Source organism: Streptomyces sp. NPDC056948 (assembly GCF_042674225.1).
GTDB classification, from domain to species: domain Bacteria; phylum Actinomycetota; class Actinomycetes; order Streptomycetales; family Streptomycetaceae; genus Streptomyces; species Streptomyces purpurascens.
The window spans coordinates 1-20378 of record NZ_JBHUQX010000145.1 but is presented as its reverse complement, the minus strand read 5'-3'; the positions used below and the strand labels follow the sequence as shown (position 1 = coordinate 20378).

The following is a 20378-nucleotide window of genomic DNA, read 5'->3' as shown; positions in this document are numbered from 1 at the left end:
GGGTGCAGCAGGTCCGCCTGCGGCTGCTGGAGCGGGCCGCGAGCGGGCGGGAGGCGCCCCGGGACGTCTCGGCGTGGGCGGCGGTCGTCGCCTCCAACCTGGCCATGGACTGGCACCGGGCCAAGCGCCGCCAGGAGCGGCTCGGGGAGCGGCTGGCCGCCCTGAGCCAGCCGGCGCACCCCTCCGGCGAGGACACCAGCGTGCTGTCCGTCGCCGTCGCCCAGGGCCTGGACGAGCTGCCCGACGCCCAGCGTCAGGTCGTCGTCCTGCGCTTCTACGCCGATCTGCCGGTGCGTTCCATCGCCGAGCAGCTCGGCGTTCCGGAGGGCACGGTCAAGAGCAGGCTGCACACGGCGGTACGGGCCCTGCGCGCCCGCCTGCACGAGGACGAGGTGGTGTGACGTGACCGCCCGGAACGAGAACAACGAGAACGATGCCGCCCGGCGTGACGGCAGTGACGGTTGTGGCGGTGGCGAGTACGACGGCATGGACGCGCTGATGGCGGCGATTGTCGGCGACCCCGTGCCGGAGGGCGCCCGGCAGGACGCCGCCTTCATGGCGGCCCACCGTGCGGCTGTGACGGATGTCGCGCTGCTGCGGGAGCAGCTCACGCTGATGGGGGGCACGCTGGCGCACGAAGCGGGAGACCCGGCGGGGCGAAACCGGGCGGTGGGCCCGGCGGACGGCCCGCGGGCCGCGTACACCGCCGTGCCGGGGCCGGCCGCCGACCCGGCGGTGAGGGTGCCGCCGGTGAGGCCGCGGGGGGCCGCGCCGCGGCGTAATCGCCCCCGGCCCCTGTCCATGGCCCTGCGCGGCCTTGTCGCCGCCGCGGCCGCCACCGTCGTGGTGGGCATGGGCTGGCTCGTCGTGCAGGGCGGTGCCGGTGCCGGGGACGACTCGGCCGGCAGCACGGCCGCCGATTCCGCGGCGAGTCCGCAGCACGGCGGCGAGGACGCCAAGCTCGGCCACGCCGGCTACCTGGCCTGCGCCCGGCTCGTCGTCGAGGGCACCGTCGCCGAGGTCGAACCGGTCCCCGGCACCGGACAGGACCGCGTCACCCTCGACGTGCAGCGCTCCTACAAGCCCGCCGAGGGCCGGGAGCGGGTCGTCTTCCCGATGGCCGAGGACATCGACCCCCGGCTGCGGCCGGGCGACCACGTCCTCGTCGGGATCACGGACGGGCAGGCCGAGCCGGACCTGTGGAGCGTCGGGGAGAAGGAGATCGCCCGCGAACGGGCCTGGATCACCGCCGCCCTGCCCGAGTCGCGCACGCTCCCCTGCCCATAGACACGTTCCCCGGCCCATGAAGAAGGCGGGCGCCCGTACGGACGCCCGCCCACAAAGATCGTCAACCGTTGTTACGGCACAACCTTCTCGATCTTCACACTGCCCAGGCCCGCGACCGTGCCGCGCGCGTTCACGAGCTGGACCTGCCCGAAGAACTCACGCCCCTCGGGAGCGGCCGCCGCGGCGGTGACGCTGCCCGAGACCGTGGCCGACGCGCCCGTGCCGAGCTTCACCGGCGCCGACCCGTCGACGCCGACGCTGCCGAGGGACGGGGAGAAGAACACGTCCTGGTAGTCGTACGCGGTCGTGCCGGCCGGCACCGAGTAGCCGACGACCTCGACGGTGTACTTCCCGGCGGCCGGCGAGGGCACGGAGACCGACTCCTCCGAGTCGCCGTCGGCGGAGCTGCCGACCTGGGTGCCGGCGGCGTCGTAGACCGCGAGGTCCAGGTCGGCGGCCGTGTCCGAGACACTGCCGATGGCGACGTCCAGGGACTTCGCGCCCGCGGGCACCTCGACCGTGGTGGTCTGCGTCTCGCCCTGCTTGATCGACGGGCGGGTCGTCTTCGCCGAGCCGAGCGGGCCGCCCACCAGCTTGCCGTCGAGCGCGGCGAAGCCGTTCGTCACCTTCCAGGAGGCGGCGGCCGGGGTGCCGACCTTCGCCTCGGGCACGGTCACGGTCTCCGGGTCGAAGGCCGCGCCGAGCACGGCGACGTCCAGCTTGTACGGGTTGTCGAGCAGCGGCGACGTACGGCGCGACTCGACCTCGATCTCCCACACGCCCGGCTGCGGGTTCGCGTACGAACGCAGGTCGGGGCGGCAGGTGTTGGCCGGGTTGGCGTAGTTCGGGTAGCAGTTGATCGTCGACGTCGGGTCGGACGGGACGCCGTAGGGGTGGATGGAGATGAACCGGGTCTGGCTCTTGTCCTTCAGCCCGCTCATCGCGACCTCGAGCGTCTTCGCGCCCTCGGGCACGGTGACGTAGTAGTGCCGCGAGCTGTTGCGCTGCACCGAATCGGAGGCGGAGAAGGTGTACTTCAGCGGGGCCGAGACCACGACCGTGCTCAGGACCTGCTTGTCGATGCCCTCGGTCTTCGGGTCGTCGACCTCGAGGATCGCGCTCTTGATACCGGCGGACTTCGGCGCGGCCTGGACCTTGACGGTCACCGGCTGGTTCAGCGGCAGCTTCACCTCGTCGGAGCCGACGATGCGGAACGTGCCGCCCGCGTTGTTCTCGAAGTGCAGCTCGTGCCGGACCGCCTTGTCGGCGCCGGAGGTACGGGTGACGGTGACCTCGTAGGTCTTCTTCTGGCCGGCCTTCAGGCCGCCCTCACGGTCGTAGAGGCCCGTGCCGAAGCCCGGGGTCTTCAGGAACTGGTCGATCGCGGTGTCGACCGGCGCCTTGACGGTGTAGGCGTGGGAGGTGGCGTCGTCGCGGATCGAGTCCCAGGCGTCCTCGATGTTCATGAGGCCCGCGCCCTCCTCGTACGCCTGCACACCCTTGATGTGGTCGGCGGTCGAGGTGAGGGCCGTGCGCAGGGTCGCCGGCGTGAGGTCGATCTTCTTCTGCTTCGCGGCCGACAGCAGCAGCGCGGCGGAGCCGGCGGCCTGCGGGGAGGCCATCGAGGTGCCCTGGAGCATGCCGTAGCCGGCCGGCAGGGTGTAGCCCGCCTCGGCGACCGGGGCGCCCGGCATCCAGGTCTGGATGGTGTTGATCGCGGCACCCGGGGCGATCAGGGTCGGGGTGAAGCCGCCGTCCTCACGCGGGCCGCGCGAGGAGAACGGCATCAGCGCGTACTTCTTCTCCACGACCGAGCCGTAGTTGGCGGCCCAGGTCTCCTTGGAGACGGAGGCGCCGACCGAGATGACCTTGTCGGCCAGGGCCGGGTCGCCGATGGTGTTGGTGCCGGGGCCGGAGTTGCCCGCGGAGATCACGAGCTGGACGCCGTACTCGTCGATCAGGCGCGTGTACAGCTCGGCGCGCGCGTTGTTGCCGTCGTTCAGCGCGGGCAGGCCGCCGATGGACATGTTGACGATGTCGACGCCGCGCTTGGTGACGAGGTCAATCATGCCTTCGGTGAGCGCGACGTTGGTGCAGCCGCCGGACCAGGTGCAGGCGCGCGAGGAGACCAGCTTGGCACCCGGAGCCGCGCCGTCCATCTTTCCGCCGAACAGGCCGTTCGCGGCGGTGATGCCGGCGACGTGCGTGCCGTGCTCGGACTCGATGACGCCGATGTTGACGAAGTCGGCCTTCGCGCCCGACGCGTTGACGACGACGTCCTTGCGGATCTCGACGACGAACGGCTGCCGCTCGGCGATGTCGGTGGCCGGGTCGTCGGTGCCGAAGTACCCGACCTGGAAGCCGTCCTTGTACGGCTTCATCGCGGTGTCGTCACCGAAGTCGTTGTTGTTGTTCAGGTCGACGCGGACCGTGCCGGACGCCACGTCGTACAGCACGCCCCAGGCGTCGGTGGTGTCGCCGTCCCGGTTGGCGTCGCCCGCCGCGTCGCCGCCGGTGGTGTACGACTCCAGGAAGGTGCTGACCTTGTAGGAGCCCGCCGGGGCCGTCCAGGTCTTCCCGCCGTAGGTGAAGGTGGGCCCGGAGACGGAGGCGGTCATCGGGCGCCAGGTGCGGTCGCCGTCGACGACCGGGTCGGTCGCGGTGACCCAGTCGACGATCTTCCGCTCGCCGGTGGTGGTCTTCTGCAGCGCCGGGTGGCCGAGGTCCACGCCGGAGTCCAGGATGCCGATGGTGATGCCGCGGCCGTCCGCCTTCGGGTGGTCCTCGACGAAGTCGACCGCGCCCGTCTCGAAGGACGGGTTGTACGGGTTCTCGGCCGGGGTCTTCTTCCCGGGCGCCGGGTAGGTGCCGGTGGCCTCGGCGCCCTTGGCCGCGTCCGCGCTCGGCGTCGGGTCGTCCAGCGGGATCTCCTCGCGCAGGTCGATGCCGTGCACGGAGGAGAGCTTGGCGGCGGCGGCGATGGCCGAGTCCGCCCGGGAGGTCGGGACGGTGGCGCGGACGTAGCCCAGCTTGTCGTCGGCCCGGCCCACCGTGCCGCCCTTGACCGCGTCCAGCTGCCCGGCGACCTGCTCGGTCTTCCCGGGCGCGGTGGCGATCATCATCGTGACGGTCTTGTCGCCGTCCGCCTTGGCCTCCGCGAGGAGGTCCGCGTCGTCCGAACCGAGCTTGTCGGGCGCGGACTTGACGTCGGGGTCGGCGGGGGCGGAGGCGCCCGGGCCGTCGGCGGCGAAGGCCAGGGGGATCGGCCCGGCCGCGGAGAGCGCGGCGACGAGACCGGCGGCCACGGCTATCCGCGCCACACGTCTCGGGCCCGATATCGGGTCGCGCTGGGGGGTGAGGGTCATCGGCATCCCTTGTAGGTAAAGGAACGAGCGGAAACGACCAGGACCGATCGACCCTGGTCGCAACGGTCCGAACGCGAGCCCGGACGATCGCACAGCTTTGCGTAAGGGCACGCTCTTTGGGGACTGTTGACCGAAACGAGATGGATGTATGGGGAAAACCCGCGATGCGTTTTGCGGGCATGAGTCCTGAAGGCGGCGAAATCGGTTAACGTCCCGGAGTGCGAGAGAAGTTGAGGGTGGCGGCCTACGCCGTATGCGTCCGTGACGGACAGATCCTGCTCGCCCGCTCACCCGCCCAGGACGGCACCCCCGAGTGGGTCATGCCGGGCGGCGGCATGGAGCACGGCGAGGATCCCTACGACACCGTGCGACGGGAGGTGGAGGAGGAGACCGGGTACCGGATAGAAGTGACCGGGCTGCTCGGCGTGGACTCCTCCCACCGCGTCTTCCGCGACGGCTTCGGACGCCCCGTCGACCATCACGGCGTCCGGTTCGTCTACGAGGGCCGCATCACCGGCGGCGAACTGCGCAACGAGGTGGGCGGCTCCACCGACCTCGCCGCCTGGCAGAACCTGGACGCGGTGCCCGGACTGGTCCGTATCGGGCTGGTCGACACGGCACTGCGACTGTGGCGCGAGCGCCCGGCAGGCGGACGGCTCAACGGCGTCCCGGAATAGGTCAGGAATGGGTCCGGAATAGGTGCAGTACCCCGGAAGATGAACGCCGAGTGACCGACTCCCGGCTGTTCCCGGAGCGGTCGTCGACGCGGAGGGTGGGCCAAGATCCACGTACGGTGATCGGCGCTGCCCGTTGCCACCGCGTTTACGCGCAGGTCATTCCCGATGTCAACGATCCAGTGTGAGCGGGGTGTTCGTTTCACGAACGCCCCGCGACCACTGCCGACGCGTTCGTACTCGGGGAGAGAAGCGCATGTCGCGCACACGCTCAGTCGCAGGCTCCGGCCAGGGCATCCACCGTCGTTCCGTCCTCGCCGCCGGCGGCGCGGTCGCCCTCTCCGCGGGCGTCGGCTACGCCCTGCGGCCCAGCGACAGCCAGGCCGCCACGGCCAAGGAGGCGACCGAGGCCGTCGCGGCCTCCTCGCGCCAGGCACCGGCCGCGCCGCTGGCCCCCTACACCAAGGGCACCACCCTCGCCTCCGTCGCCACCCCGCGCGGCGGCTCCGGCTACAGACGTCTGGGCGACGGAGCCGGCTGGCAGCGGGTCGTGCGCTCCGACCTGGCCGCGCCCAAGTCCGGCCGCGCCGGGCGGCGTACCGCGCTCGCGGCGTTCGTGCAGCTCACCGACCTGCACATCATCGACGCCCAGCACCCGCTGCGCCTGGAGTACCTCCGCTCGGCCGACATCCACGCCTGGCGGCCGCACGAGGCGCTGACCGTGCAGGGCGCCATCGCGCTGGTGGAGCGGATCAACGCGCTCCGCGGCGCTCCCGTCACCGGCGCCCCGCTGCACTTCGCCATGACCACCGGCGACAACACGGACAACAACGCCAAGTCCGAGCTGGAATGGTTCCTGAAGATCATGAGCGGTGGGCGCATCACGCCCAACACCGGGGACCCGCGCCAGTACGAGGGCGTCCAGAACAGCGGCCTGAAGCAGTACTGGCAGCCGGACGCCGCGGTCCGCGACAGCGACAAGCAGGTCGGCTTCCCGCAGCTCGACGGCTTCCTGAAGGCCGCCGTCCGGGAGGTCCGCAGCCCCGGCCTCAACCTGCCCTGGTACTCCACGGTCGGCAACCACGACTCCCTGCCGATGGGCTGCTACGCCTCGCACGGCGACTCCTACCTCACCGAACTGGCCGTCGGCGGCAAGAAGCTGATGGACGTGTCCGCGGCCGAGGCGCAGCAGCTCCAGGCGCAGATCAAGAAGGCCCGGGACCCCCAGGGCGTCCGCTACCACGACTTCCTCAAGTCCCACGCCCGCTCCATGCGCTCGGTCACCCCCGACGAGAGTCGCGCCCCCTTCACCCAGGCCGACTACCTCCAGGCGCACCTGAACCCGGCCCACCGCGGTGTCGGCCCGGCCGGCCACGGCTACTCCTCCGCCAACCTGGACACGGGCACCCAGTACTACGCCTTCCGCATCTCCGACGACGTCATCGGCATCAGCCTGGACACCACCGACGCGGGCGGCCACTACGAAGGCTCCCTCGGCACGACCCAGATGAAGTGGCTCGAGAAGACCCTGCGGGAGAACAAGGACTCCCACGCAGTGATCTTCAGCCATCACACCAGCAAGACGATGACGAACCTCCGCAGCGACCCGGCCCGGCCCGATGAGCGCCGGCACGACGGCCAGGAGGTCCTCGCCCTCCTCGGCGGCCACCGCAACGTGCTCGCCTGGGTGAACGGCCACATCCACAAGAACGTCGTCACCCCGCACTCGATGTCCGGCGGCGGCACCTTCTGGGAGATCTCCACCGCCTCCCACGTCGACTTCCCCCAGCTCGCCCGGGTCATCGAGCTGACCGACAACAAGGACGGCACGATCTCGCTGTTCACCACGCTGGTGGAGTCCTCGGCCCCGCACCGCACGGACTTCTCCGACCTCTCCCAGACCGGCCTGGCGGCCCTCTACCGCGAGCTGTCCCTCAACGCCCCCGGCGCGAACGCGAACCTCGGCGGCGACCCGGAGGACCGCAACACCGAGCTGGTGCTGAAGAAGGGCTGATTCCCGCTCAACCGCCCGGACCCGGTCAACCCGGGTCCCGCGGCCCAGGTCCCACCTCCTGACAGAGCTCGACATGCCAGGGGGAGACGGGGACATGAAGAGACACCTGCGTACGACCCTGACGGCGGCGACGGCCGTGGCGCTGACGGCGGCGCTGGCCGCCCCGGCGCTCGCCACTCCGTCCAACGGCGGCCACGACGCGACCCGGCGGGCGGCACGGGCCGCGGTCGCCGAGGGCGTCCCCGGGGTGACCGTGACAGTACGGGAGAGGCGGGGCGGCACCTGGGCGACCACCGCCGGTGTGGGCGACCTGAGAACGGGCGAGCCGCGTTCGACCGGGGACCACTACCGCATCGGCAGCGCGAGCAAGACGTTCATCGCCACCGTCATCCTGCAACTGGAGGCGGAGGGGGAACTCTCGCTCGACGACACGGTGGAGAAGTGGCTGCCGGGTGTGGTGCGCGGAGGCGACCACGACGGCAGGGGCATCACGATCCGTCAGTTGCTGAACCTCACCAGCGGCGTCTACGACCTGCTGGCGGACAAGACCTTCCAGCGGACCTACATGCTCAAGGAAGGCTTCTTCCGGCACCGGTTCGACAGGAAGACGCCACGGGAACTGGTCGCGATGGCCCTGACCAACACGCGGGACTTCGAGCCGGGCGAGTCGTGGAAGTACTCCAACACCAACTACATCCTGGCCGCGATGGTGATCGAGAAGATCACGGGCCGCCCGTACGGCGACGCGGTCGAGCAGCGCATCATCGAACCGCTGAAGCTGACGGCCACGTCCGTACCGCGCACCCGGATCACCGTCCCACAGCCCAGCAGCCGCGCCTACGGCAAGCTGGCGCGGACGACGAGCGGCCCGACCTACGACGTCACGGAGTTCCGGCCCTCCTTCGCCTACTCGGGCGAGATCATCTCCGACTCCGCCGACCTGAACACCTTCATCTCGGCGCTCCTGCGCGGCGAAGTACTCGGGCCGCGGCAGTTGAAGGAGATGAAGACCACGGTCCCCACCACGAAGGAGAAGGAGGGCTACGGCCTCGGCCTCCGCTCGTACGAGCTGACCTGCGGTACGACGGTCTGGGGACACGGCGGCGACATCCACGGCTCCTCCTCCATGGCCGTCACCACCGGCGACGGCCGCCACTCGCTGGCCGTCAACTTCAACGGGGACTGGGCGGGGGAGACCAAAGACGTCGTCGAGGCGGAGTACTGCGGCGACCGCTGAGCCGGTCCGGCCCGGCATGACGACTCGACCTGACGACTCGGCAGGACAACTCAACATGACAAGGAAAACGGGGACATGAACAGACGCATACGCACGACCCTGACGGCGGCGACGGCCGTGGCACTGACGGCGGCGCTGGCCGCCCCGGCGCTCGCGGCCGCTCCCGGCAAGGCGCCCGGCGGTCATGAGGCGACCCGGCAGGCGGTACGGGCCGCGGTCGCCGACGGCGTCCCGGGCGTGACCGTGACCGTGCGGCGGGGACACGGCACCTGGGCCGCCACGGCCGGCGTCGGCAACCTCGAGACGGGCAAGCCGCGTTCGACGCGGGACCACTACCGCGTCGCCAGCATCTCGAAGACGTTCGTCGCGACCGTCGTCCTGCAACTGGAGGCGGAGGGGAAGCTCTCGCTCGACGACACGGTGGAGAAGTGGCTGCCGGGCCTGGTCCGGGGCAACGGCCACGACGGTCGGCAGATCACCCTGCGCCAGCTCCTGAACCACACCAGCGGCATCTTCGACTACCTGCGCGATCCCGGGTTCCAAGAGACGTACATGACCGCGGACGGCTTCATGAAGCACCGCTTCGACCAGGTGTCCCCCGAGGAGCTGCTCGCCATCGCCATGGCGAACAAGCCCTACTTCACGCCGGGCACGTCGTTCACGTACTCCAACACCAACTACATCCTGGCCGCGAGGGTGATCGAGAAGGCCACGGGCAGCGACGACTACGGCGACGAGATCGAGCGCCGGATCACCGCCCCGCTGAAGCTGGCCTCCACATCGGTCCCCACCCGGGTCACCCTGCCCCGGCCCAGCAGCCGCGCCTACTCCAAGCTGGCCAAGACGGCCACGGGCCCGACGTACGACGTCACGGAGCTGAACCCGCGCCTGGCCTACGGCTCCGGCCAGATGGTCTCCAGCTCCGCCGACCTGAACCGCTTCTACTCGGCCCTGCTCCGGGGCAAGCTGCTCCCGCCCGAGCAGCTCAAGGAGATGAAGACCACGGTCCCCTCCAGCCGCGAGACCAGCCGCTACGGTCTGGGGCTCGTCGACCGCAAGCTGAGCTGCGGCGTCCACGTCTGGGGCCACGACGGCGGCATCACCGGCTCCAGGTCGGACGTGGTGGCCACCGAGGACGGCCGGCACTCCCTGGCCGTCAACCTCAACGGGGACTGGTCGGGGAGCACCACCGGGATCATCGAGGCGGAGTTCTGCGGCAAGTAGGGCGCTGCCGTCCGTCCATCTGGTGAGACATCCGCTCACGTTTCGAGAAGAAGGCCGGACCTTCCATACCTCGGCTGCCCGGCTACGAACCCCTAGCGAGGCAGAGCACGCGACAGTCGGCAGTCGAGGGGGTCCCCATGACGGGACAGCAGCTCCAGGAGGCGGTCAAGGGCCTCGTGGAGGAAGCCCGGCCCTGCGCGGCGCCGCCGGATCCAGCGACATCCGCTGCCGCGGAGCGGTTCGCCGCGCTGCTGGCGGAGGTCGCGCACCTGGACGAGGTGCGCGTCGACAGCGACTTCTTCGAGGATCTCGGTGCCGACTCCTTGGTGATGGCGCACTTCTGCGCGCGGGTGAGGAACCGGCCGGATCTGCCGGCGGTGTCGATGCGCGATGTCTACCGGCATCCGACCGCCGGCGGACTGGCGGCCGCACTGGTCGACAGCACCCCGCCACCACCCGGATCCGAGGCGCCCAGCCCATCGGGACTGCCCAGGGCGCCGGTACCGGCACCGGCACCGGCGCCGCCCACCGGCCGCCCGCACCGCGTGCTCTGCGGGGCACTCCAGCTTCTGGCCTTCCTCGGCTATGCCTTCCTCCTCGCGGCCGTCACCGCCCGAGGCTATGAATGGATCTCCGCGCAGACGCACCTGCTCGACGCCTATCTGCGGAGCGTCGTCTTCGGCGCCGCGCTGTTCGTCGTGCTGTGCGCGCTTCCCGTGATCGCCAAATGGGTGCTGATCGGCCGGTTCACACCACGGCGGTTCCGCGTCTGGAGCCTCACCTACTTCCGGTTCTGGCTGGTCAAGACGCTGATCCGGTCGAGCCCGCTGGTCCTGTTCGTCGGATCGCCGCTCTACCCGCTCTTCCTGAGGGCGCTGGGCGCGCGGATCGGCAGGGGCGTGACGATGCTGTCGCGCAGCGCCCCCGTCTGCACCGACCTGCTGACCGTCGGTGACGGCACGCTCGTCCGCAAGGACGCGCTGCTCAGCGGCTACCACGCGGTCGACGGTGTGATCGAGACAGGGCCGGTCACCCTGGGCCGGGGGGCGGTCGTCAGTGAGGTGACGGTGCTGGACATCGGGACCCGGCTGGGCGACGGATCCCGGCTCGGGCACGCGTCCTCCCTGCAGACGGGCCAGGTAGTCCCCGATGGCGAGCACTGGCACGGCTCTCCGGCCCAGCCTGCGGACGGCGCCTTCCCGGAGGTGGAGCCCGCCCGGTGCGGCACCGCACGGCGAGCGGTGCACGGTTCCCTGATGCTGCTCACGGCGCTGCTGGTGTATCTGCCGCTGGCGGTGGGCTGCCTGGACGTGCTGCTCTCCCGGATGCTGGAGGGATCCGCCGTACTGAAGGGCGGGGCGACGGTGCTCTGGGTCGACCTGCTGGTCGTCACGGTCGTTCTCTTCTTCGGCGGGGTGCTCGCCGCTCTGGTGGTCCTGGCCACCGTCCCCCGGCTGCTGGGCAGGTTCGTCCCGCCCGGCCGGACGTACCCGCTCTTCGGCTTCCGCCACACCGTGCACCGGACGATCGTCCTGATGACCAACAGGAAGTCCCTGACCCGTCTGTTCGGCGACAGCAGCTGCATCGTGCACTACCTGCGCTGGATCGGCTATCGGCTCTCCCCGGTGGAGCAGACCGGCTCGAACTTCGGAACCGGGGTCAAGCACGAGAGCCCCTTCCTGAGCGGGGTCGGCACCGGGACCATGGTCGCGGACGGGCTGTCCCTGATGAACGCCGAGTACTCCAGCACCTCCTTCCGGCTGTCGCCGACCGCGATCGGGGCGCACAACTTCCTCGGCAACCGCATCGCCTACCCGGTCGGCGGACGGACCGGCGACAACTGCCTGCTCGGTACCAAGGTGGCCGTCCCCGTCAGCGGACCGCTCCGGCACGATGTGGGACTTCTCGGCTCGCCCTGCTTCGAGATCCCGCGATCGGTGGCGCGGGACAGCACCTTCGACGACCTCAAGGACGGGAACGGTCTCGGCCGCCGCCTCGCGGCCAAGAACCGGCACAACGCCGTCACCATGGCATGGCACCTGCTCACGACATGGCTGTTCTTCTTCTGCGTCGTCCTGCTCTTCGCGCTCGCCGCGAGCCGGTACCCGGTGTGGGGCACGGCGGTCCTGGCGCTCGCCAATGCCGTCGTGCTGCCGTTCACCCTGCTGTACTTCGTCCTCCTCGAACGGGCCGTCACGGCCGTGCGCCCACCGGAGCCGCTGTTCTGCTCGATCTACGACCGCCGGTTCTGGCGTCGTGAGCGGTACTGGAAGGTCCCCTCCGAGACGTATCTGCACATCCTCGACGGCACGCCGTTCAAGAGCGTCGTATGGCGCCTGCTCGGCGTCCGGATCGGGGCGCGGGTCTTCGACGACGGCTGCGCGGTGACGGAGCGCCCCATGGCCGCCATCGGGGACGACTGCACGCTCAACGCGGGCAGCGTCCTGCAGTGCCACTCGCAGGAGGACGGCACGTTCAAGTCGGACCGCAGCGCGCTCGGCGCCGGCTGCACCCTCGGCGTCGGAGCGTTCGTGCACTACGGCGTGACGGTCGAGGACGGTGCCGTGCTGGCGGCGGACTCCTTCCTCATGAAGGGCGAGACGGTCCCCGAGCACACCCGCTGGGCGGGGAATCCGGCCCGTCCGGCCCTCGACGAAACCCGTCCGGCGCTCGACGAAAGGGGAGGTGCGCGGTGATGGCAGCGACAGCGACCGAGGCCCGAGTCCCCGGGAGCGACAGCCGTGCCGAGGGCGGCTTCACGGCCGTGCCCCGATGGGCCAAGGATCCGACGCCCGGCACCGGGGAGCACATCAGCCGCGTCCCCGGCGAGGTGACGGCGGCCCTGCGCGTGCGGGCCCGTGAACTCGGCGTGCCGCTCACCGCGATCCTCCTCGCGGCCCACGCGAAGGTGCTCGCCCTGCTCTCCGGCGACCCCGATGTGCGCAGCGGCTACCTGGCCCCGGGCCGGACCGCGCCGCTGCCCTTCGAGATGGCGGTCGGGCCCGGTACCTGGCGCCGGCTCGTGCTGGACGCCCGGCGGGCCGAGGCGGCGGCGCTGTCGCCCGGGAGCGGCTCACCGCCCCCGTCCGGCGGCCCCGAGGCGGTGTTCGCCCCCACCGGGCACGAGGCCGACGTCCCGCCGGCAGGCGACGGCGGCGTGCTGCTCGGCGTCGCGGCGGACGAGGAGCGCGGCCGGCTCGTGCTGCGTCTGCGGCACCGGACGGACCTGCTGGACGCGGACTGTGCCGCCCGGATCGGGGGATACCACCGCGCCGCGCTGGAGGCGATCGCCGCCGACCCCGACGCCCGGCACGACCGGGGCAGCCTGCTGTCCGCGGACGAACTCCGGTTCCAGCTCGACGGGCTGGCGGCGGGGCCGCGCCGCGCGCTGCCGGACCGCCGGTTCCACGAACTGTTCGAGGAGCGGGCACGCGCGCATCCGGACGCCGTCGCCGTGGTCCACCAGGGGCGCGGCGGGACGTACGCGGACCTCAACACCCGGGCCAACCGGGTGGCCCGGGCCCTGCTGGCCGAGGGGCTCGGCCCCGAGGACACGGTCGCCGTGGTGACCGAGCGCGACCCGGACTGGGCGGCCGGCGTGCTCGGCGTCCTCAAGGCCGGCGGCGTGTACCTGCCCGTCGACCCGCGTCACCCGCCGGGCCGCATCAGCGCGATGCTCACCCGCGCCGACTGCTCGTACGTCCTCACCGCACCGGGCAGCACCACTCAGTTGGACCGGGCGCTCGCGACGCTGCCCGGAACCCGGCGGCTGCTCGTCCCGGACCTCACCGAACGGGCCGCCGACGGAACGGACGTCGGCCTGGACATACCGGCGGACCGGCTCGCGTACGTCTTCTTCACCTCCGGCTCCACCGGTGAGCCCAAGGGCGCGCTGTGCGAGCACGCGGGCCTGCTCAACCACCTGTACGCCAAGATCGACGATCTGGGCATCGACGAGGGCACCGTGGTGGCGCAGACGGCCTCGCAGTGCTTCGACATCTCGCTGTGGCAGTTGCTCGCCGGGCTGCTGACGGGCGGGCGGACCCTGCTGGTCGAGCAGGACGCCATCCTCGACGCGGACCGGTTCCTGGACCGGATCGCCGAGGGACGCGTCAACGTCCTGCAGGTGGTGCCGTCCTATCTCGACGTCATCCTGTCCGCGCTGGAACGCGTCCCCCGGGACCTGCCGGACCTGCGCTGCGTGTCCGTCACCGGCGAGGCGCTGCGCGGGGAGCTGGTCCAGCGGTGGTTCACCACCGGGCCCGCCGTGCGCCTGGTCAACGCCTACGGGCTGACCGAGACGTCCGACGACACCCACCACGAGGTGATGGACCGGGCGCCCGCCGGCGACCGGATCCCGATCGGCCGGCCCATCGCCAACGTGCACCAGTACGTCGTCGACGAGAACCTGCTTCCGGTGCCGCTCGGCGCGCCCGGCGCCATCGTCTTCTCCGGCGTGTGCGTGGGGCGCGGCTACGTCAACGACGCCGAACGCACCCGGCTCGCCTATCAGGCCGATCCGCACCGCCCGGGTGAACGGCTGTACCGGGGAGGCGACTTCGGCCGCTGGCGGCCCGACGGAAAGCTGGAGTTCCTCGGCCGCCGGGACGCGCAGGTCAAGATCCGGGGGTTCCGGGTCGAGATCGGCGAGGTCGAGAACACGCTGCTGCGGGTGCCCGGCGTCACGGACTGCGCGGTCGTGGTGACCGGCGCGGAGGGGCACGGCCGCCAACTGGCCGCCTTCTGCACGAGCGAGGGCGCGATGACCGCCGAGGACCTGCGGGAGCGGCTCGCGGACCTGCTCCCCGCGTACATGGTCCCGGCGTCCTTCCACCGGCTGGACCGCCTGCCGCTCACCGCCAACGGCAAGACCGACCGCAAGGCGCTCGCGGCGCTCGCCGAGGACCTCGGTCCGGCCCGGGACCCCCGCGGCGCCCCGCGGACACCGGCCGAACGGCGGCTCGCGGCCCGATGGGAGGCGGAACTCGGCCTGCCGCCCGGACGGATCCGCCGCGACGACAACTTCTTCGATCTGGGCGGTACATCCCTGACGGCGGTACGGCTCGCGGTCTCGCTGGACCGGGTGATCTCGCCGCGCGACCTCGCGGGCCGCCCCGTACTGGCCGACCTGGCCCGGCTGATCGACACCCGTACGAGATGCGAGAGGTGAGATCGACATGCTGTCGGCACTCTTCCGCAAGAACAGAGCCACCACGACAGAGGCCCCTGGGAGCCTTCCGGTACTCGACGTGGAGGACATTCAGGATGCCCGGGGCACGCTGCGCGAACTCGTCGCCGAGCACGGGGCGGTCACCGTCCGGGGCCTCGGCCTGCGCACCCCGGCCGACGTCGAGCCGGTCCTCCGCCAGGTGGCCGAGCGGCCCCTGACCGAACGGGAGGCGTTCGCCGCCCGCGACCGCCACGCGGACGGCGTCTACTCGTCGTCGGCCTGGCCGCCCACCCAGCCCATGTGCATGCACCATGAACTCAGTTACGCCCTCGAGTGTCCCGGCCTGATGCTGTTCGCGTGCCTGGAGCCGCCCGTCGAAGGCGGCGCCACCGCGGTGGCCGACGCGACCGCCGTGCTGCGGGCGCTGCCCGCCGACCTCGTCGACCGCTTCGCCCGGGAGGGCTGGCTGCTCACCAGGGCCTACAACGAGGGGATCGGCGCGACGCTCGGTCAGTCCTTCGGCACCGACGACCGCGGCGCGGTCGAGGCCTACTGCCGTGCCCACGCGATCGACTGGTCCTGGCAGCCGGACGGTTCGCTGCGGACACGGCAGCACCGGCACGCCGTCATACGGCACCCGGTCTCCGGCCGGCCGTGCTGGTTCAACCAGATCGCGTTCCTGAACGAGTGGACGATGGCACCCGAGGTCAGGGAGTTCCTGATCGACGAGTACGGACCCGACGGTCTCCCCTTCAACACCCGTTACGGCAACGGCGATCCGGTGCCCCCGGACGTCGTCGAGCGGATCAACAAGACCTACGAGGCCCACACCGTACGCCGGTCCTGGCAGCGCGGGGACCTGATGCTCGTGGACAACATCCGCACCGCGCACAGCCGGGAGGCCTACCAGGGCCCGCGGGAGGTCGTGGTGGCGATGGCCGACCCCGTGCGTCCCGGCCTTCCCGGACCGCAGACAGGGAGTGAAGCGGCATGACCACCGTGCACACCGTCCCGCAGACCGCCGTGACGGACACGGACACCCCGGTCGTGCCGTCCTTCGCCGTCATCCCCGGGAGCCAGGTCAAGGAGGTGCTCCAGGGCCGGGAGAAGACCGTGGTGGAGGTCGTCGAGGCGACGTACCGCCTGCACGGCGCCGGCCGTACGGTCAACCCGCCGTCCTCCTTCCTGCGCTTCCCCGACCGGCCGACGGCACGGATCATCGCCCTGCCCGCCTCCCTCGGCGGCGAGGGCCGGGCGGACGGCCTGAAATGGATCTCCAGCTTCCCCGCCAACGTCGCCTCGGACATCCCCCGGGCGTCCGCCGTCCTCATCCTCAACGACCCCGTCACGGGCTACCCCTTCGTTTGCATGGAGAGCTCGATCATCAGCGCCGCCAGAACCGCCGCGTCCGCCGCGTCGGCCGCCGACCGGCTCAGCAGGGGACGGCCGCGCCCGGCCCGGCTGGGGTTCGTCGGGGCGGGTCTGATCGCCCGTTACATCCACACCTACCTGGAGGGCACCGGCTGGACCTTCGACGCCATCGGCGTGCACGACCTGTCGCCCGACAGCGCCGCCGGCTTCCGCACCTACCTGGAGCAGTCCGGGGCCGTCGGACGCGTCACCGTGCACGGCAGCGCCGAGGAACTGATCCGCCTCAGCGACCTGATCGTCTTCGCCACGGTCGCCGACCGGCCGCACATCACCGAGCCGTCGTGGTTCCGGCACAACCCGGTGGTGCTGCACGTGTCGCTGCGCGACCTCGCACCCGAGGTGCTGCTCGGCGCCACCAACGTCGTCGACGACATCGACCACTGCCTGCGGGCCGCCACCTCACCGCACCTCACCGAACGCCTCACCGGCAACCGTGACTTCCTGCTCGGCACGCTCGACGACGTGATGGCCGGCCGGGTGACGGTCCCGGCCGGCCGTCCGGCGGTCTTCTCACCGTTCGGCCTGGGCGTGCTGGACCTCGCGGTCGGCAGCTACGTCTACGACGAAGTGGCCCGCTCCGGCGAACTGCGGGTCATCGACCACTTCTTTCACGAACTGAGCCGGCACGGCTGAGGGCGGAACCCGTCCACCGTCCGGTCCTGTACGAGGAGAACATCGTGCCTGTCATATCCGTACCCCACGCCTTCAACGAGGAGGACCTGTACGTCGACCTCGAGCCGATGACGGGACACCGGCTCTTCCTCAAGTGCGAGGGCTTCAACTTCGCCGGTTCGATCAAGATGAAGGCCGCGACCGAGATGGTGGAGTCCGCCGAGCGCGGCGGAACCCTCAGGCCGGACTCGATCCTGGTCGAGTCCTCCTCCGGCAACCTCGGTGTGGCACTGAGCATGATCGCCGCGAGCAAGGGCTACCGCTTCGTCTGCGTGACGGACTCCCGGTGCAACCTCGCCACCCGGCTGATGATGGAGGCCCTGGGCAGCCAGGTCCACGTCGTCTCCGACGAGCACGCCACGGGCGGTCTGCTGGGCGCGCGGCTGGCGCACCTGCGCGCTCTGTGCGCCGCCGACGACCGCTATGTGTGGCTGAGCCAGTACACCAACCCCGACAACTGGAAGGCGCACTACTTCCGGACGGCCCCGGCCATCGCCCGCTGGTTCCCGCTCCTGGACGTCCTGTTCATCGGCGTCGGCACGACCGGCACCCTGATGGGCTGCGCCCGCTGGTTCCGCTCCTGGCACCGGCCGGTGCGGATCGTCGCGGTGGACAGCGTCGGCTCCGCCATCTTCGGCGACCCGCCCGGACGGCGGATGATTCCCGGCCTCGGCATGAGCGTCCGGCCTCCGCTGCTCGACGAGAGCTACGTCGACGAGGCGGTGCGCGTCGAGGAGGCCGATGCCATCCGCACCTGCCGGAACATGGCACGGCAGGGCTTCCTCTTCGGCGGGTCGACCGGCACGGTCGTCAGCGGGGCGACGAACTGGCTCGCCCGGCACGGAACACCGGGCCTCACGCCCGTCGCGATCGCCCCGGACCTCGGTGAGCGCTATCTCGACACGATCTACCAGAGCAACTGGGTGCAGGCCCTGTACGGCGGCGACGCCATCGAGGACCCCCGCGCCGTGCGAGCGCCCGCCGACTGACCCGGGACAGCCATGCCATGTGCCTCCTCCCGGTGAGACCGGCCCTGCGTCCCGAGCGGCTGACATCCGCCGCCCGGACCCGGCCTCCGCAGCCGCCCCGCCCCGGCCGGCCCCGAGTGTGGCTGGCCGGGGTGGAGGACCTCCGCGGCGCCGTGGCACCGCTCGCCTGCACGCTGCTGGACAGCGGGGAACGGGCACGGGCCGCGGCACTGCACCGGGCTGCGGACCGGGACGGCTACCTGGTCGCCCATGTGTTCCTGCGCCTGCTCCTCGGCGCCTACCTCGGGGTCGAGCCGTCGGACGTGACGTTCGTACGGCGACCCTGCCCGGTCTGCCAGGGCCCGCACGGCCGTCCCGACGTGCCCGGCGTGCCCCTGTGCTTCTCCGTCTCCCGGACCGACGGATTCTGCCTTCTCGCCTTCGCGGACACGGCGGTCGGCGCGGACATCGAGCGGCTGCCCGGCCCGGACGTCGTCGCCGCCCTCACGGCGACGCTGCATCCCCGTGAGGCCGCCGAGCTCGCCGCGTGTCCGACTCAGGGGCGCCCGGCCGCCTTCGCCCGGGTGTGGACACGCAAGGAGGCGTATCTGAAAGGGCTCGGCACCGGACTCGGACGTGACCTCGGCTCCGACCACCTCGGCGCCTCCGCGCGCGGGCCCCGCCGGATGCCGGGCTGGACGGTCGACGACGTGGTGGTGGGCACGGGGCACGCGGCCGCCGTCGCGGTGGCCGAGCGGTGACCGTCAAGCGGCGGTGATCGTCACGCGGGGACGGAGATGACGCCGACCGGGTCGGTGGTGGGCTGCCGAGAGCCGCCGGCCGGTTCCACCGTGAGACAGACGGCAGTGGCCCCGCCGAGGGCCCCCTCCAGGACTTCCGCATGACCCCCGCTCGCGGTGGACAGCAGTCCGGCGGGCCGGAGCTGCCCCGATTGGGCGTACCAGAGCTGGTAGACCCGGTCGTCGGTGAGCGACGGCAGCCCCGACGCGAACACCGCGGACCGGTTCTCCGTCCGGGAGGCGACCACGCTCGCGGTCCCGCCGTGCGCGAGGTCCTTGGCGCTGATCGTGGCGTCGGGGGCGGTCAGGACGGCGGCGAGTTGCCGGTACTCGGAGCGCTCCTCGGCGGACTCCTCACGCGCGTTGTCGGCCTCGGAGCTCTGCCACCAGGCGATACCTCCGAGAGCCGCTGCCGCCGCCAGGGATGCCGCCAGCGCCAGCTTGAGCCCCCGCTGCCGGCGGCGCCGGCGCCGGGCCTCGGCTGAGCCGGACCGGTCCTGACGTACGGCGGCGATCCGGTCGAGCACCCGGCGGCGCAGGTCCGCGGAGGGTTCGCTCGTCTCGGCGGCCCCCATCCCGACGGCTGCCGCGGACAGCTCATCGACCTCCGCACGGCATGCGGCGCAACCGGACAGGTGCTCCTCGAAGGCGGCTCTCTCACCGGCCGGCAGCGCGTGCAGCACATACGCGCCGACATCGAGGTGGGGGTCGTCGGTGAGGTTCACGAGCCGGCCTCCATACAGTCGTGCAGGCGCTGCAGCCCCTGACGCATTCGCGACTTGACGGTGCCGGCCGGCATCGCGAGCGCCTCGGCGACCTCCGCGTACGTCAACCCCTCGTAGTAGGCCAGTACCAGGGGCAGCCGCAGCTCGCGGGCCAGCTCGGTCAGGCAGCGGAAGACCACCCGCTGCTCCTCTCGCGTCTCGACCTCCTCGGCGACGGTGTCGAAGGACCGCTCCTGCTCCCGGACCGCGGCGCGCAGCTCGCGGGCGCGGCCCGCGGCGACGGACCGTACGCGGTCCACCGCGCGGCGGTGCGCGAGGGTGAGCACCCAGTTCCGGGCGGCTCCGCGCGCGGGCCGGAACCGGTCGGCGGTCCGCCACACCTCCACCATCACGTCCTGGGTCACCTCCTCCGCCTGGGCCTTGTCCCTGACCACGCGGCAGGTCAGTCCCAGCACCGTGTGCGCCAGGGCGTCGTACAGTTCGGCGAAGGCCTCTTCGTCGCCGTCGGCGGCGCGGATGAGCATCTGGTTCAGCGCGGGGTCGTCCGCGGCCCCTGCTCGCCCCCCGCTCGTGTCACCTTCCCTCCGAGCTCCGGCTCCTCGGTCCATCGCGCCTCCTCGGCTCAGCTCGACACTGGCCCTGTTCTCCGCAGAGCGCATCCGGTCCAAAGCCGTCCGTCTGACAGATTCACCTGTCTGCCGCAGCAGACGGCCGACCGGTCTCACGCGCGGCGAGGTGGCGCGTTTCCCCCCACTGCTGGTTCGTAGCCGTCGGCGTGACAGATCAAGATCAGTCGCCGCCGGAGCACGAG

The 20378-nt window shown here is 71.6% G+C and carries 15 protein-coding genes; 12 read left to right on the top strand and 3 right to left on the bottom strand.

Annotated elements, in window-relative coordinates; all coding sequences use genetic code 11:
- The first annotated feature begins 2 nt into the window (after positions 1 to 2).
- Entirely contained in the window at positions 3 to 401 is a 399-nt protein-coding gene (locus ACFTZL_RS20060; protein ID WP_382584355.1) for an RNA polymerase sigma factor, read from the top strand.
- Position 402: 1 nt separating this feature from the next.
- Positions 403 to 1287, top strand: coding sequence for a hypothetical protein (locus ACFTZL_RS20055; protein WP_382584352.1), 885 nt, complete (start codon positions 403 to 405; stop codon positions 1285 to 1287).
- 71 nt (positions 1288 to 1358) lie between these two features.
- Here ACFTZL_RS20055 and ACFTZL_RS20050 read toward each other — a convergent pair whose 3' ends face one another.
- Positions 1359 to 4652 (bottom strand): S8 family serine peptidase, encoded by a 3294-nt coding sequence (locus ACFTZL_RS20050; RefSeq protein ID WP_382584350.1) that lies wholly within the window; start codon positions 4650 to 4652, stop codon positions 1359 to 1361.
- A gap of 218 nt (positions 4653 to 4870) precedes the next feature.
- Here ACFTZL_RS20050 and ACFTZL_RS20045 point away from each other — a divergent pair, with 218 nt between their 5' ends.
- The 10 genes from ACFTZL_RS20045 to ACFTZL_RS20000 all read left to right on the top strand — a co-directional run bounded on the left by ACFTZL_RS20045 (position 4871) and on the right by ACFTZL_RS20000 (position 18803).
- The gene (locus ACFTZL_RS20045) at positions 4871 to 5329 is read left to right on the top strand and encodes an NUDIX hydrolase (RefSeq protein WP_229872901.1); all 459 of its coding nucleotides are present in this window, start codon (positions 4871 to 4873) and stop codon (positions 5327 to 5329) included.
- Positions 5330 to 5582: 253 nt separating this feature from the next.
- Positions 5583 to 7340 carry a TIGR03767 family metallophosphoesterase gene (locus ACFTZL_RS20040; RefSeq protein WP_382584346.1) on the top strand — a complete coding sequence of 586 codons (1758 nt, stop codon included), beginning with the start codon at positions 5583 to 5585 and terminating at the stop codon, positions 7338 to 7340.
- A 94-nt stretch (positions 7341 to 7434) separates the two neighbouring features.
- Positions 7435 to 8577: a serine hydrolase domain-containing protein gene (locus tag ACFTZL_RS20035; RefSeq protein ID WP_382584344.1), complete on the top strand. Its 1143-nt coding sequence runs from the start codon at positions 7435 to 7437 to the stop codon at positions 8575 to 8577.
- A 75-nt stretch (positions 8578 to 8652) separates the two neighbouring features.
- A complete protein-coding gene (locus ACFTZL_RS20030; protein ID WP_382584341.1) occupies positions 8653 to 9801 on the top strand; it encodes a serine hydrolase domain-containing protein in 1149 nt (382 codons plus the stop codon).
- Positions 9802 to 9938: 137 nt separating this feature from the next.
- On the top strand, positions 9939 to 12497 hold the full coding sequence (locus tag ACFTZL_RS20025) for a Pls/PosA family non-ribosomal peptide synthetase (protein WP_382584338.1): 2559 nt from the start codon (positions 9939 to 9941) through the stop codon (positions 12495 to 12497).
- Complete coding sequence (locus ACFTZL_RS20020; protein WP_382584335.1) at positions 12497 to 14971, top strand: amino acid adenylation domain-containing protein; 2475 nt, start codon at positions 12497 to 12499, stop codon at positions 14969 to 14971. The genes ACFTZL_RS20025 and ACFTZL_RS20020 overlap by 1 nt, the downstream gene beginning before the upstream one ends.
- Positions 14972 to 14978: 7 nt before the next feature.
- Positions 14979 to 15965, top strand: coding sequence for a TauD/TfdA family dioxygenase (locus ACFTZL_RS20015; protein WP_382584332.1), 987 nt, complete (start codon positions 14979 to 14981; stop codon positions 15963 to 15965).
- Entirely contained in the window at positions 15962 to 17035 is a 1074-nt protein-coding gene (gene sbnB / locus ACFTZL_RS20010) for a 2,3-diaminopropionate biosynthesis protein SbnB (RefSeq protein WP_382584329.1), read from the top strand. Before ACFTZL_RS20015 ends, sbnB begins: the two co-directional genes overlap by 4 nt.
- A gap of 44 nt (positions 17036 to 17079) precedes the next feature.
- Positions 17080 to 18063, top strand: coding sequence for a 2,3-diaminopropionate biosynthesis protein SbnA (gene sbnA / locus ACFTZL_RS20005; protein WP_382584326.1), 984 nt, complete (start codon positions 17080 to 17082; stop codon positions 18061 to 18063).
- Between the two features lie 32 nt (positions 18064 to 18095).
- Complete coding sequence (locus ACFTZL_RS20000; RefSeq protein WP_382584323.1) at positions 18096 to 18803, top strand: 4'-phosphopantetheinyl transferase family protein; 708 nt, start codon at positions 18096 to 18098, stop codon at positions 18801 to 18803.
- A gap of 20 nt (positions 18804 to 18823) precedes the next feature.
- Here ACFTZL_RS20000 and ACFTZL_RS19995 read toward each other — a convergent pair whose 3' ends face one another.
- Both ACFTZL_RS19995 and sigK read right to left on the bottom strand, forming a co-directional pair.
- A complete protein-coding gene (locus ACFTZL_RS19995; protein ID WP_382584320.1) occupies positions 18824 to 19567 on the bottom strand; it encodes an anti-sigma factor domain-containing protein in 744 nt (247 codons plus the stop codon).
- Positions 19564 to 20175, bottom strand: a complete 612-nt coding sequence (gene sigK, locus ACFTZL_RS19990; RefSeq protein WP_382584317.1) for an ECF RNA polymerase sigma factor SigK — start codon at positions 20173 to 20175, stop codon at positions 19564 to 19566. The genes ACFTZL_RS19995 and sigK overlap by 4 nt, the downstream gene beginning before the upstream one ends.
- Positions 20176 to 20378: the final 203 nt, after the last annotated feature.